The sequence below is a fragment of the Natronomonas pharaonis DSM 2160 genome, from assembly GCF_000026045.1.
Taxonomy (GTDB): domain Archaea; phylum Halobacteriota; class Halobacteria; order Halobacteriales; family Haloarculaceae; genus Natronomonas; species Natronomonas pharaonis.
This window is the reverse complement of sequence record NC_007426.1, coordinates 949492-963075: the sequence shown is the minus strand read 5'-3', so window position 1 is coordinate 963075 and position 13584 is coordinate 949492. Positions and strand designations below refer to the sequence as shown.

Here is a 13584-nt window from a genome sequence, read left to right as displayed (position 1 = left end):
CGACCTATGGTAACCGAGTTGCGCGATGGCGTCTGGTGGTTCGAGCCGATGGGCGTCAACGCCTATCTGGTCGCTGACGACGAGGGACTGACACTCGTCGATGCTGGGACACCGTTCGATGGGGGCACAGTGGTCGAAGCAATCGAAGCCGCCGGTTTCGATATCGCTGACCTCGAACGAATCCTCATCACGCACTACGATTTCGACCACGTCGGGCCGTTATCGACGCTCGCTGTGGACACGCCAGTGTACATTGGACAGGCGGATGCGCCACTGCTTACCGGGGCCGAACGGCCGTCGCCATATGGAATAAAGCGGCTGACACAGCTCGTTTCCGGGCCGTTCGTCGGTGACCTGCCGGAACGCCGCGTCCGGCCGCTCGAAGACGGCGACACCGTCGGCGGCTTCACCGCCCACCACGCTCCGGGGCACACGCCGGGCCATACCGTCTACGTCCACGAAGAACGCAGTGCGGCGTTTCTCGGCGATTTGGTCATCGAACGCGACGGCGAGCTCGCGCCAGCGCCGTGGTTTATTAGCCGTGACCGCGACCGGCTCGAAGAGAGCATCGCCGACCTTGCCGCTCGCCTGCCCGACTTCGAGGTGGCAGCGATGGGGCATGGAACACCGTTCCGCACGGGCGGCAGCGAGCGGCTTCGGGCGCTGGCAGAACGCTACTGAAAGGGCCGCAAGGAGAGACTTTATACGAGCTCTTCGGCGACCGTCTCGGGGTCGAGGATGGCCGGGTCGATGATGTGACCGGCCTGTCCCTTCACGAACTCGGGGACGGAATCGCGGGTGTACATCACAATGCGGATGTCGGGGTTGGAGTCAACGGCGATAGGAACCGACGTTGCCAGCCCCGCGTCGGTGACGACAAACACGTCGGCGTCGACGATACCGGCGTCTTCGAGGTCCGGGCGGGTGGCCGTCCCGTCAGCGTGGCTGACCGACGCCCCTTCGGCTTCGAGCGCCTCGCCGAGCCCTTCAGGGTCCGGGCCCGCGATGACGACCTCACTCATATTCGATGGTCGCCGGTGGTTTGTGGGTCACGTCGTAGACGACGCGGGCGACGTTCTCGTTTTCGCCCGTAATGCGAGACTGGATGCGCTGGAGCGTCTCCCAGTCAAGCTCTTGGGCGCGGGCGGTCATGCCGTCGCGGGATTCGACGGACCGGACCGACACCACCCAGCCGTGGACGCGGTTGTCACCCTTGACGCCGGTCGCCTTGCCCAGCACCGCCGCCAGGGCCTGCCATGGCTCGTACTCTTCGAGTTCCTCCTCGACGACGTGGTTGGCTTCACGGGCGACCGCGAGTTTCTCGTCTGTTACCTCGCCGAGGACGCGGATAGCAAGCCCCGGGCCGGGGAACGGCATCCGCTCTGCGATGATGGATTCGAGGTCGAGTTCGCGGGCGACCTCGCGGACCTCGTCCTTGTAGAGGTCTCGCATCGGTTCGACGATACCCTCGAAGTCGACGACCTCGGGAAGGCCGCCGACGTTGTGATGGGATTTGATGGTCCCCTCGGATTCGATACGGTCGGGGTAGATGGTCCCCTGGACGAGGTAATCGGCGTCGACATCGCGGGCGACGGTCTCGAACTCGCGAATGAACTGCTCGCCGATGGCGTGTCGCTTCTCTTCGGGGTCGGTGATGCCTGACAGCGCATCAAGGAAGCGGTCGCGGGCGTCGATGATTCGCAGGCTGTCCATGTAGTCGAACGTGTCGCGAATCTGGTCGGTTTCGCCTTTCCGCATCAGCCCGGTGTCGACGTAGACGGGCGTCAGCTGGTCGCCGATGGCCTCGTAGGCGAGGGCGGCGGCCGTCGAGGAGTCGACGCCCCCCGACAGCGCGATAACGGCGTTTGCGTCGCCGACATCGTCGGCTATCTCTGCAATCTTTTCGTCGATGAATGCTGTGGGTTCAACCATTATGCGGTCACCTCTTCGGTGTCAGTGTCGGTCGTTTCGAGTATCGTTTCGACCAGCCCAACGAACGGCGGTGAGGCACGGCCGGGCCGGGAACGGAACTCCGGATGGAACTGCGTGCCGAAGAAGAACGGGTGGTCGGGCAGTTCCAGAATCTCCATGCGGTTTTGGTCTTGGCCGGAAAAGACCAGCCCCGCCGACTCGAGCGTCTCGATGTACTCGGGATTGACTTCGTAGCGGTGGCGGTGCCGTTCGGTACACTGTTCGTCCGCGTAGAGTTCGTGGGCCAGCGTCCCCGCTTCGATGTCGGTTTCGTGAGCGCCGAGCCGCATCGTCCCGCCCATATCTTCGACCTCGTACTGCTCGGGCAGGATGTCGATGACCGGATGGTCGGTTTCGTCGTCGATTTCGGCGGAGTGAGCCCCGTCGAGCCCGCAGACGTTGCGGGCGTACTCGACGACCGCCATCTGGAAGCCGAGACAGAGCCCGAGGAACGGGACGTCGTTTTCACGGGCGTATGTGATGGCCTCGATTTTGCCCTCCGTGCCGCGGCTGCCGAAGCCGCCGGGAACGATAATGCCGTCAGCACGGCTGAGCCGGTCGGCGTGGGCGTCGTCCATCTCGTCGGCGTCGACCCACAGGACGTTGACATCGGTGTTGGTCTCGAAGCCGGCGTGTTTCAGCGACTCATAAATCGAGAGATAGGCGTCCTCCATGGCGTACTTGCCGACCAGCGCGATGTCGACTTCGTCGGTCGTCTCCTGGGTGACGATGTCGCGCCACTCGTTGGCCCGCTCTTCGGGCGGCAGCGCTCGCTCGTCGAGGCCGAGCTGTTCCATCACATACTGGTCGAGGCCCTCCTCTTCGACCATCAGGGGGACGTGGTAGATGTCCTCGACATCGGGGTTCGAAAAGACCGCATCCATAGGCACGTCGCAAAACAGCGCGATTTTCTCTTTGGCCTCGATGTCGAGTTTGTCCTCACAGCGGCCGACGAGAATGTCCGGCTGCAGGCCGATAGACCGCAGTTCCTTGACGGAGTGTTGAGTGGGCTTGGTTTTTTGTTCGCCGTTCTTCGAGTAGGGGACGAGCGTGACGTGGGTAAAGAGAATATCGTCGTCATCCTCCTCGTGGGCGAACTGCCGGAGCGCCTCGAGGTAGGGCATTCCTTCGATGTCGCCGACGGTGCCGCCGACTTCGATGATACAGACGTCGTGGCCCTCGGCGGCCTCCCGAATCCGACGTTTGATGTCGTCTGTGACGTGTGGGATAATCTGGACCGTTTTGCCGAGATAATCGCCGGCACGCTCTTTTTCGATGACGTGCCGGTAGGTCTTTCCCGTCGTGATGTTGTGGTCGAAGGTCATGTCGATATCGAGGAACCGCTCGTAGTTCCCCAAATCGAGGTCGACCTCGCCGCCGTCTTTCAGCACGTAGACCTCACCGTGCTGGTAGGGGTTCATCGTTCCGGCGTCGACGTTGAGATACGGGTCTATCTTGACCGCCGTCACGTCGAAGCCGGCGTTAGCGAGCAGGCGTCCCGTGCTCGCGGCGGTGATGCCCTTGCCCAGCCCGGACATCACCCCGCCGGTGACGAAAATGAACTTGTTCCCCATCGAGGGGTCGTAATCAGTAAGCTCCGTCGGCATACCGACGGTGCGCGAGCGTCGGACAAAACGGTTTCGACAGTCGCCGACTGCGGGCGCCGGTCCCGTGGGGGCGAGCCACAGGGCGGCTCAGACCGAGTCGGGAAGCGCCCCATCGTTGAAGAACGCGGCGATAGCCGCGCCGACGCGCTGTGTCTGGCCGACGAAGAAGTGGTCGGCCGGCAGCGACGCAACGTCGCCGCCAGCGTCGGTGAGAGCGTCGGCAACCGCCGTCGCGTCAATCATCGTGTCCCGCTCGCCGTAGACCAGCGCCATCGGCGCGTCAATATCAGCGACGGCGGCGACGGCATCGAGCTCGCCAGCAGCAAGCGACGCCGCCGGTGAGAGCACAGCGACCGCCGATGGCGGCGTGCCCGCCTCCGATTCCGCCGCGGCGGCGACAAGCGCCAGACAGCCGCCGAAGCTGTAGCCGAAGAGCCCGACAGCGTCGTATCGCTCTCGCGCCCACGCGTACGCCGCCCGGACGTCTTCGAGTTCGCCGCGGCCCTCGTCCCACGGGCCGTAGTCGAAGCGCAGACAGGCAGCATCGAGGTCGTCGCTGACGGCCTCAAGCCGCGGGTCGTTGCGGTTGCCGCCGTGCTGTGGATGTGGCGGGCAGGCGACGACACACCTATCGGCGTCGGGCGCATCGAGCGTGCCGCGAATATCGCGGTCCGCAGGGACGACGACGGACTTGCTCATCGCTCCAACAGCGATTCGCCGGTCATCGTCTCCGGGATGTCGACACCGATAGTCGAAAGCAGCGTCGGCGCGATGTCGGCGAGGGTACCGCCATCCCGAACGGTGTAGCCGCCGTCGGTGCCGTCCGGCGTACAGTAGACGAACGGAACCGGGTTCGTCGTGTGAGCGGTGTGGGGTGCCTCCGGCGTGCCCATGTCGTCGGCGTTGCCGTGGTCGGCCGTGACAAAGAGGTGGCCGCCGGCCTCCCTGATTGCGCTTTCCAGCCGACCGAGCTGTTCGTCGACAGCCTCGATGGCCGCCTTGGCGGCCTCGAAGTCACCGGTGTGGCCGACCATGTCCGGGTTCGCGTAGTTCAACACGAGTACGTCGGGGGCGTCGGCCCCGATGTGGTCGATTGCGGCGTCGGTCAGCTCCGGGGCCGACATCGCCGGCTGCTCGTCGTAGGTCGGCACGTCGGGGCTGTCGACGATATCGCGGCGCTCGCCCTCGAAGGCGACCTCGCGGCCGCCGTTCAGGAAGTAGGTGACGTGGGCGTACTTCTCGGATTCGGCCATCCGAAGCTGCGTGCGGTCGCTCTCGGCGAGCACCGCGCCAAGCGGCTGCTCGGGCGCAAGCGGCGGGTACGCAACCGGCAGGTCGAACGTCTCGTCGTACTCGGTCATCGTGACGAGTGCTGCTGCCGGCGGGTCGGTCTCGAACGCCCAGTCGGGGTCGATGTCGGCTAGCATGCGGACGAGCTGGCGAGCCCGGTCGGCACGGAAATTGAAGAAGACGACGGCGTCATCGGCCGAAAGCGGCGCGTCCGTGCCGGAAACGAGCGTCGGCTCGACGTACTCGTCGGTGTCGCCGCGGTCATAGGAGGCCGCGACGGCCGCAACTGCTGAGTCGGCCTCGTGGGGGGCCTCCCGGTGAACGATGGCGTCGTAGGCGCGCTTTGTCCGCTCCCAGTTTTCATCCCGGTCCATCGCGTAGTAGCGGCCGCAAACAGTTGCGACGTCGCCGGTCCCGGCCTCCTCGACGGTCGCCGCAAGGTCTTCGATGAAGCCGACGCCGCTTTTCGGGGCCGTATCCCGGCCGTCGGTGAACGCGTGGGTGACCGCCTCCACGCCCCGCTCGGCGGCGAGGTCGACGAGTGCGTGCAGATGCGACTGATAAGAGTGGACGCCGCCGTCGCTGACAAGCCCCATAAAGTGGACGCGGCCGTCGTGGTCGTCGGCGTGGTCGAACGCCCGCGCCAGCGCCTCGTTGTCCGCGAAGACGCCGGCGTCGATGTCGTCGGTGACGCGCGTCGAGTCCTGCTTGACGACGCGGCCCGCGCCGATATTGAGGTGGCCGACCTCGCTGTTGCCCATCTGTCCGTCCGGCAGCCCCACGCTGCGGCCGTGGGTCTCCAGCTGTCCGGTCGCACCCCGCTCGGCGAGGGCGTCGAACGCCGGCGTGTCGGCGGCCGCGACGGCGTCGGTCTCGTCGCCGTCGCCGAGCCCCCAGCCGTCGAGGATGACAAGCGCTGCTTCCATCAGGTAGGCAAAGCCGGCCGGGCCGTAAGGCCGTATCGGTGTCGCTGCCGGGGCTGGTGGGCCGCCACCGACACGACCGGTCGTCTCGGAAAGGTTTTCCCCCGGCCGCCGGTAGCGGGCGGTATGAGACTGCGGGTCATCGGCCTGCTGTTGCTCGTCCCGGTCGTGGATATCCTGCTGCTTGTCGTGCTTGCGACGCGGCTGGGACCGGTCACCATCGGCCCCGTCGCGACCGTCGCGGTGGTCGTCCTCACGGCGCTGCTCGGGCTGCTGTTTGCCCGCGCCGAAGGGCGACACACCCTCCGGAAGATACAGCGCAAGCTCGCAAACGGAGACGCGCCCACCAACGAGCTGCTGGACGGGCTGTTGCTTATCATCGCCGGGACGCTCATGCTGACGCCCGGCGTCATCACCGACTTCATCGGGCTGTTGCTGGTGCTTCCACCGACCCGGTATCCCATCCGCATTGCGACGAAAAAGTACGTCGTCACGCCGTTCCTCGACGACAAGACCGGCGGCTTCGCCTCCGGCAACGTTTACGTGGGCGGCTTCCCGGGCGGCGACGAGACGGCCGGGCAGGGCTTCCCGGGCGGCGGTGGCCCCGGAGGTGGCTTCCCCGGTGACGCGTCCGGTCCCGATGCAGCCGGCGATACCGTCGAAATGGGCGAAGCGGACTACGAGTTCACCGACCCCGAACCCGACGAGGACGACGACACCGACTCCGACCGAACGGCGTGACACCACGGGACGTGGGGCGGACGAAGAGAAACGTTTAAACAAATCACCCCGCTACGATGAACTGCGCCAACCTAGGGCCAATAGCTCAGCTAGGTATGAGCGCTCGGCTGATAACCGGGAGGTCCTCGGTTCAAATCCGAGTTGGCCCACTCGGTTTCCAAACGGTCGTTGGCCGTTGGAAATCGGTGGCCAAACTCCCGTTGGCGTCTCATTTCCGCCGTTTCAACGTTTGAGCAGCCCCCGCTCTGTGATTGTCCGACGCAAAAACTACCTGCCCACCCTTCACGTCGTGCGATTCTCGTAGCCGAAACTGACTGGGGGGCAGCAGCATGACGGGCAACGCCTGCCGCTGCGACGGCCCACCTATCCGTCAGACCGACGAATCCAGGCACCTACGGCAGCAACGGAACACCGGCGTCGGTCCCATCTTCCCGCGGTTGGCGGCGGTCATAGCATCAGCGCTCGTAGCCGAGTACGACCCGGCGAACAACAGCCCGTTCGCAAAGCTCATTTGTGCGCGTTCGCAGCGTGGCTGGGCGTCCGGCTGACCGGGGCGATGTTTGACGAGCTGGTTGGAGCCACCGGCTGGCTTGATTGCGCCCAGTCGACCATCGGCCGCGCACTTGACCGACCCAAGTTCTGCGCGATTTGGTCAACCGTCGTTTTTCGGTCATCTCACGAATTGAGGCAGAAACAGGGATTTATATGCGCTCCCGCTCGTACGCATAGCTACGCAGTCAGTCTCAAAAGGCAGTCGAGATGACTACCCCAGAAGCACCCGTAACTCGGGCGTCCGGGGTTATAAATTCATCTCCTGCCGGCGACTGCACACACAATCCAAAACAATGAATCTGAGTAACCTACTCAACCCGGAAACCGACGATAGACGCGCTGTATCGCCCGTTATAGGAGTCATCCTCATGGTTGCAATAACCGTTATTCTTGCAGCCGTCATCGGCACCTTCGTCCTCGGACTCGGCGACCAAGTCCAAGAAACCGCACCCAACGCGCAAATCAGCGCCGATAACGGTACTGATAATGGTAATATCGAGACTACGTTCACACACGAAAGCGGAGACTCGATAAACGCTGAAAACCTCTTTGTAACGGGTTCGGCAGTTGATGGTGAACGCATCCGTGCAGATGACGAAGACCTAGAACAGAACGTCAGTGATACAATGAGGGCCGGCGGTCAGATCGTTCTTAACTCGGACGGCAGCCCCGGTAGCTTCGACCCGAGTGGCAGCGATGACATTCGCTTAGTGTGGCAGTCGCAGGAAGGTGAGCGAACATCTACGCTCGCCTCGTTCGAATACGGTCAATAACCCGAATATATCCACATTTCTTTGTGCTCTCCAACTCAGTAGACACCGACACGGCGAAACGCAGCCTCGTTGAGACGTACGACCCGCCAAACTACGACGACCCGTGGGACGCTGTCGAAGACTACGAACGTGTCCAGCGGTACACAGCTAAGCACCCACAGCAGGGGTCGCAAGCAGTCAGCACGGCGGTCGACCTCCCGCGGGGCCGCATCCGGTCGTGGGTTGACGGCGACGGGATGCCGGACTGCTACCGCTGCCTGCAAACGGCGCTGGAAAACGGCTGGATACTCAATGGGTGGGAGGACGACACAGCCCGCTCAATGACGACGCTGGCGGCATAGACGCTCGCAAGCGGTAGTATCAACGAGCATTGGACGCCGACGTGGGTAACTGACGGCGACGACGAAGCCGACGCACTACGCCACCACGCCGACCGTGCCAACGTCGTCATCGAGCAGGCTCGTGAGGCAGAGGACGACCGGCCGGCGGAGTGGCGGCCGGCAGAATCAGCCTCGGTGCTCGGCCGGGAGCTCTATACGTGACTCGGCCACCGTGGCGACAAAAGCTCCGACGCGGTGCTGGCAGGGCCACGTTGCCGTTCCCCTCGGCAGTAGGGACGAGATTCTGCCCTGCTGCCTCAGAGTTGTCTGGCTTGTTTTGCGTCGGGCGTGCCCACTACGGCTCAGAACACTTCAATATGCTGTGCGGTGGTTCACGCCCGCCGTGAACGACAGGATTCTCGCCTCAAGGGGAGGGAAACCAGATTCTTGAACAATTTGAGGAATGTTCATATATCTACGAATTGTGAAAGTTCTCCGCTGGAGTGCAGCTCCCGATACCGTTCGAGGTCTTCGAGCGTATCCACCTCCAGCCAACCGCGGTCAATCGAGACCGCCTGCAGGTGCCAGCCGTCGTCGATCAACTGCTGGAGGAAGGCGGTCGTGTCAATCGAAACATAGCCATCGGTCTGAGCGTCCAGTTCAGTATAAGCATCAACAAATCGATCGATATGATCGTTCCGTACTTTCAGCAGGCCGACGTACTGTGCATCGATCGTATCGTATCCCTCAGGCGTCTCGCCGATCTCGTGGATCCGTCCCTTATCGTCGATATCGAGTGTTTCAGCATCTGAGAGAGGGTCCTCGAAACGTTCTTCCCATAGCTTTCGCCACTGCCGGTCGACAGCGACACAGAGAGGTGCGCTACAGTCCAGCAATGCCTCAACCACGTCGCGCTCGTATACGATATCGCCGTACGAAATAAGCAGATCCCCCTCTCCAGAGTCGGGAAACGCCTCCGCGGCACAAAAAAGGCTGTATATCATCTCGGTTTCGTCGTAGACATCGTTGTGGACCGTCTCAAACCCACGATCGACGATCTGGTCGCCCTCATAGCCTGTGACGACGACGTGGTCCCTGACACCGGCTTCTTTGAGTGTCTCGACGTTTTGCTCCAGCAGTGACTGACCGCCAAGTTCGACGAGCGGCTTGGGCCGATCGTCAGTGAGAGGTCGCAGACGTGTTCCTTGGCCTGCTGCGAGGTGAACGGCCACAGGTGTAGCGTTAGAACCACCATCTGTAATAGTGTCCAGCTCGTCGGGGGGAGTCTTCCCAACGGTCTGGTCTAGCGTGTGCTCTGATATCGTCTCATCGTTCATTGTCCAGATTCTCCGAACAGCGCATCGAATAGCTTACGATCGAGAGCCCGAGACGACTCTGGCCGATCCGGATCACGTTCCGGGTGCCACATGATCCCGAGGACCGGGAGTTCCGGGTGGTGCAGTGCCTCAACGGTTCCATCGGCAGCAGTCCCAAGCACCGACAGTGGATCCGCCACACCGGACGGATCGATCCCGTAGTCATGATAGCTGTTTGTTTTGATCTCTGATGGGAGTTGAACGGTATCGGCGTCCTCGCTGAAATCGATCGCCTCGTAGCCGAACGACACACCGTGGTCCACTGCCACATGGCCGGACACAGGAGAGAGGCTTCCATCAAAATGGTCGTTCAGAAGTTCGAGCCCGCGGCAGACACCACAGACCGGAACTTTGTGATCGATCGCCCATTCGAGGGCGGCCCGTTCGAATCGATCGCGTTCGGGTGCCGGATCGTCCGGGTTTTTGAGATTTGAAAGGTCGTTTCCGCTCGTGAGTACAATCCCATCAAGATTCAGGGAGTCAAGGTATGTTTCAACGTTCTCAACGGTGTTAGGTAGCGGAAACGGCCGGAACTCCCAGCTCTCAAGCAGCTCAGTCCAAGCCTGATCCAGGCAGTCCCGACGCTCGCCGTACTCTTCGACGACTTCGACGCGCTGTGTGACCCCGAGCCGGCGCATATTAGCGAATCCGCTCGACTGCCTTAGCTTCGCAGTCGAGTTCGATTACCTCTGCCCCGCTGAGTTGTTCGTAAAGTGATTCACCAACCCCGATCGCCGCTGGCAGGCCGAACTCTGCGGCCCTGATCGCCATGTGGGAATTAGTTCCACCATACATCGTCACGAGCCCGGCGATGTCGTATCCGAACAGCCAGTCGTAGCCCGGATCAGCCTGCGGAATGAGGACGATCCGGCCGTCGAGTGTCGGATCATCGTCCTCATCCGGCTCCGCTATCTGTTCGCGGACAGTCTCGGTTGTAACGAAGTTCGGCTCACGCGCTGGCCGTTCGAAACGGTCAAACTCCCGTTCTTCAGTCAGCAGCGGTGGAAGCTCGACGGCCTGGGCGATCGTGTGGCGTCTCTGCCCCTCAGCAGCTCGTTCATGGAGCCATTCAGCCGGCTCTTGGGGTGGATGCCCTGTCGTGAGCTCGAGAACGTCTTCGATCGAGACGTGTGAGAGGGTATCGCGATCGAGATCGTGTTCTTGGCCGTAAGCTGCCAGACGTTCGAGTGCAAGGCTGAGGTTCTTCGAGAAGATGAACTTGGCATATTCTCGGCCTTTGATCGAATCACGCAGGAAGTCGACGAACCGATCAATATCCGCCGGAAGCCCGATCGATTCGAGTTCAGCTTCGATTTCTGCTGCGGTCTCGCCATCCCAGATCGCATCCGGTCTGGGGTGGGAATCTGGTTCACTCGCAGTCTCAACTGTCGGCCGGAGATAACCCTCCGGATCGGCGGCGTACCGTGGAGAGGTGATGTCGTATGTGCCCGGCCGGAGGTGCCCATACCGCTCGACGTATTCTTCGAAACCAAGTTCTCCCTGAGCAACCAGATACCCGTCATGTTCGAATTCACGGGCGACGGTCTCGAGTGAGTTGAGAAACTCTGACACCTGTTCGTCTGTCAGGATGCCTTTCCGTTCGAGGGATCGAAGCAATGAGACGGCGACGAACGCTGCTCGGGCTAGATGCGCGAACGGCAGTGTTCCAAGCCGTCGACAGTCCTCGAGCAGAGTGCGGACAAGCTGTAGGTCGGGGATGTCAGCCGTCCTGAGACGTTCGTACCGGCGTTCGAGATCGTCGACCTTCGCCATATCGACCCCGCCTTCGACGCGCTCAAACGCACCCTGAGTGATTCCTCGTAACCCCTCGCGGAGTTCATCGAGTTCTGCATCGGTGAATCCGGCCTCCCGCAGCGGCTCGGCGCGGTGCTCGAAATCGAATGGCAGGCAGGTGACCGCGATCTCGAACTCGATTTTGTCGTGGAGTTCGGGGTTTTCTTCAAGCCGAGTGAGGTAGTGATCGACCAGCTTCTCGGCCAGCTCATCCGAGACTGCCGCAGGGATGAAAGAGTTGAAATCGGCACGTACATCGACGTACGGCTGGCCGGCAAAGCTGAACATGAGGGGGTGGGGTCGGACATCCCGATAGCCGAATTCAGCCCGCTGGCGTGCCCAGACCTCGTCCATGATCAGGTACCGGTACAGGGAGTCGGCCAGCAGGCGAGGCGTCCGGCCGATAATCTCTGCCGGGTTCCAGTCGGGCATCACTCCATAAATCGCCCGATCGCCGAAGACGAACGGTGAAGCTGACTGCCGGGACTCGAAGGTATCGCGGGCTTCTTCGATCGCCCGGACGACAGCGCCGTCGTCAACGGTCTGTTCACCGGGGTCGACTGTCATCGGTCTGACCTGAAGAATATACACCTCGCCGTCGTCGGTAACGGCAAACTCCACATCTAGTCCGTCGTGGCCGACGACCTCTTCGAGTTCGGCAACTGCCCGCAGAAGAGCCGGCAGGCAGAGGGCTGGATCACCGGTTGAGGCGACCGATCTGTCAGCGATAGATTCGCCCGTTGCGGGCTCGTTAGCCGTGGACCGGTCAGCTGTGTCCTTGCGGACGATAATCGTCCGGATGTCGTCGCCGCTGCCGTCAGTGACGGTGACCGTGCTGCCCGTCTCGGCGTCGTAGTTGATCACGTAGTAGGGGCTGGCGTGTTCGACCGATCGGGTCATCACGACGCCACTGGCGGCGACGTCGGGGACCATCGGCTGGACGAGCACCTGGTTGTGTGGGTTGCCGTCGTAGGAGTCGATCACAGCTTCGATCGCGTTCCGCAGGGCGGTCTCGTCGTCGGGCGGCACGTCGAGGACGCTCTCGAAGCGGCCGGCGTTGGAGTGCTCCCAGCCGTCCTCGGCGAGGGTGCTCGATCGGACGATCACCGGGCGATCGAAGGTGGCCTCGATCGTGTCGGCGACGGTGGTCGGATCGTCCTCGAAGTCGTCGACGGTGAAGGTGTACTGGGGGGCGATCGTGCTCTCGGTGACCATCGATTCGAGGCGCTTGAGCGTGTTGGCCTTGGTGTCGAGGACGAACCGCGCCAGGTCCTCTGCGGTTTCGAGTTCCGCCCAGTGGCCCGCCACGTCGACCGGTTCGGGGTGGATCTCGCCGACCGAGAGGGCGGTGACCAGATCCGCGAGGTCGTCCTCGGGGCCGATCAGGCTGCGATCGACGAGATCGGAGACGAACCGCATCGCGGCGGGGGAGAGTCGAGTGAGGCCGGTGAACTCGGCGTCGGCCTCCTCGGGATCGAGGTCGGATGCGACGCGATCGACGTACGGTTCGTCGGCAGTCTCGTAGCGGGCTTTCTCGGCGCGCTCGCGGCTCGCCTCGGAGCGCGATCGGTAGCGGGTCCGCCAGCGTTCGTCGATCGCGACCGCGGCGTCGGCGGCGGTGCTCTGGAGGTCGGCGACGATCTCGGGCTGGAAGACGACGTCGGCATAGCAGACGTAGGTGGGCCGGGTCTCGTCGAGGGGGGCCGACAGGAGCGAGCCGATCGTGCCGGTCTCCTCCCAGTCTTCGTTGCGCGAGAAATGGATGTCGGGGTACTCCTCGACGATCTCGTCCATGCGGTAGCCGCCGACGAAGTGGATCTCTGGGTTTTCCAGGGTGGTGCTGAACGCATCGATGAGCCAATCGAGGACGCGACGATCGCCGGAGATGCGCTGGAGTGCCGAGGGGACGGTGCCGGAGAAGGGGCGGCCGGCACCGAGGATAACGACGAAGGGGCGAGTCATCAACAATACCTTTGGTGGAGGTTTATTTATGTTCTTTCGCTTGCGATGACTCCCGACATTTTGATGATGATCTACACTATAGTGTCCTCGCGGGAAGATCAGCAGTCAATTGTGCAGAAATATAGGATAGTCTGAACGAGGAAAATTGTCCGATATAATCAAACCGGTTCGTCTCGAATCGATATTGATTTTGGGAGTTATCGCTGAGTTGAGTATCCTCTCGAAAAACATCCAATCGACTCGAGGAACTACCTTCAAGATAGCATCATTAGTGG

Annotated in this window: 12 protein-coding genes and 1 tRNA gene; 5 read left to right on the top strand and 8 right to left on the bottom strand. The window is 62.4% G+C overall.

Translation table 11 applies throughout. The annotated features are described in order from the left end of the window. Positions 1-6 precede the first annotated feature (6 nt). Complete coding sequence (locus tag NP_RS04890; protein ID WP_049939503.1) at positions 7-681, top strand: MBL fold metallo-hydrolase; 675 nt, start codon at positions 7-9, stop codon at positions 679-681. Between the two features lie 20 nt (positions 682-701). Here the strand turns inward: NP_RS04890 and NP_RS04885 are convergent, their stop codons facing one another. The 5 genes from NP_RS04885 to gpmI form a co-directional block, all read right to left on the bottom strand. Continuing rightward, a complete protein-coding gene (locus tag NP_RS04885; protein WP_011322707.1) occupies positions 702-1022 on the bottom strand; it encodes a DUF7126 family protein in 321 nt (106 codons plus the stop codon). Next, positions 1015-1932 (bottom strand): glutamine-hydrolyzing GMP synthase, encoded by a 918-nt coding sequence (gene guaA / locus NP_RS04880; protein WP_011322706.1) that lies wholly within the window; start codon positions 1930-1932, stop codon positions 1015-1017. The genes NP_RS04885 and guaA overlap by 8 nt, the downstream gene beginning before the upstream one ends. Beyond that, on the bottom strand, positions 1932-3578 hold the full coding sequence (gene pyrG / locus NP_RS04875; RefSeq protein ID WP_011322705.1) for a glutamine hydrolyzing CTP synthase: 1647 nt from the start codon (positions 3576-3578) through the stop codon (positions 1932-1934). The genes guaA and pyrG overlap by 1 nt, the downstream gene beginning before the upstream one ends. A gap of 87 nt (positions 3579-3665) precedes the next feature. After that, a complete protein-coding gene (locus NP_RS04870; protein ID WP_011322704.1) occupies positions 3666-4277 on the bottom strand; it encodes an alpha/beta hydrolase in 612 nt (203 codons plus the stop codon). Next, a complete protein-coding gene (gene gpmI, locus NP_RS04865) occupies positions 4274-5794 on the bottom strand; it encodes a 2,3-bisphosphoglycerate-independent phosphoglycerate mutase (protein ID WP_011322703.1) in 1521 nt (506 codons plus the stop codon). The genes NP_RS04870 and gpmI overlap by 4 nt, the downstream gene beginning before the upstream one ends. Before the next feature lie 123 nt (positions 5795-5917). Between gpmI and NP_RS04860 the strand changes: the two genes are divergently transcribed. The 4 genes from NP_RS04860 (at position 5918) to NP_RS04845 (ending at position 8198) form a co-directional block, all read left to right on the top strand. Then, on the top strand, positions 5918-6532 hold the full coding sequence (locus NP_RS04860) for an FxsA family protein (RefSeq protein ID WP_011322702.1): 615 nt from the start codon (positions 5918-5920) through the stop codon (positions 6530-6532). A 74-nt stretch (positions 6533-6606) separates the two neighbouring features. Further along, positions 6607-6681: transfer RNA gene (locus NP_RS04855), tRNA-Ile, on the top strand. Between the two features lie 696 nt (positions 6682-7377). After that, a complete protein-coding gene (locus NP_RS04850) occupies positions 7378-7857 on the top strand; it encodes a type IV pilin (RefSeq protein WP_011322699.1) in 480 nt (159 codons plus the stop codon). 23 nt (positions 7858-7880) lie between these two features. Continuing rightward, positions 7881-8198 carry a hypothetical protein gene (locus tag NP_RS04845; RefSeq protein WP_011322698.1) on the top strand — a complete coding sequence of 106 codons (318 nt, stop codon included), beginning with the start codon at positions 7881-7883 and terminating at the stop codon, positions 8196-8198. 446 nt (positions 8199-8644) lie between these two features. Here the strand turns inward: NP_RS04845 and NP_RS04840 are convergent, their stop codons facing one another. From NP_RS04840 to NP_RS04830, 3 genes are read right to left on the bottom strand one after another with little or no spacing between them, the layout of a single operon-like run. Next, positions 8645-9514 (bottom strand): phosphocholine cytidylyltransferase family protein, encoded by an 870-nt coding sequence (locus NP_RS04840; protein ID WP_083761662.1) that lies wholly within the window; start codon positions 9512-9514, stop codon positions 8645-8647. Beyond that, complete coding sequence (locus NP_RS04835) at positions 9511-10191, bottom strand: type 1 glutamine amidotransferase (protein WP_011322696.1); 681 nt, start codon at positions 10189-10191, stop codon at positions 9511-9513. Before NP_RS04835 ends, NP_RS04840 begins: the two co-directional genes overlap by 4 nt. Position 10192: 1 nt before the next feature. Beyond that, on the bottom strand, positions 10193-13309 hold the full coding sequence (locus NP_RS04830) for a PEP-utilizing enzyme (protein ID WP_011322695.1): 3117 nt from the start codon (positions 13307-13309) through the stop codon (positions 10193-10195). Positions 13310-13584 lie beyond the last annotated feature (275 nt).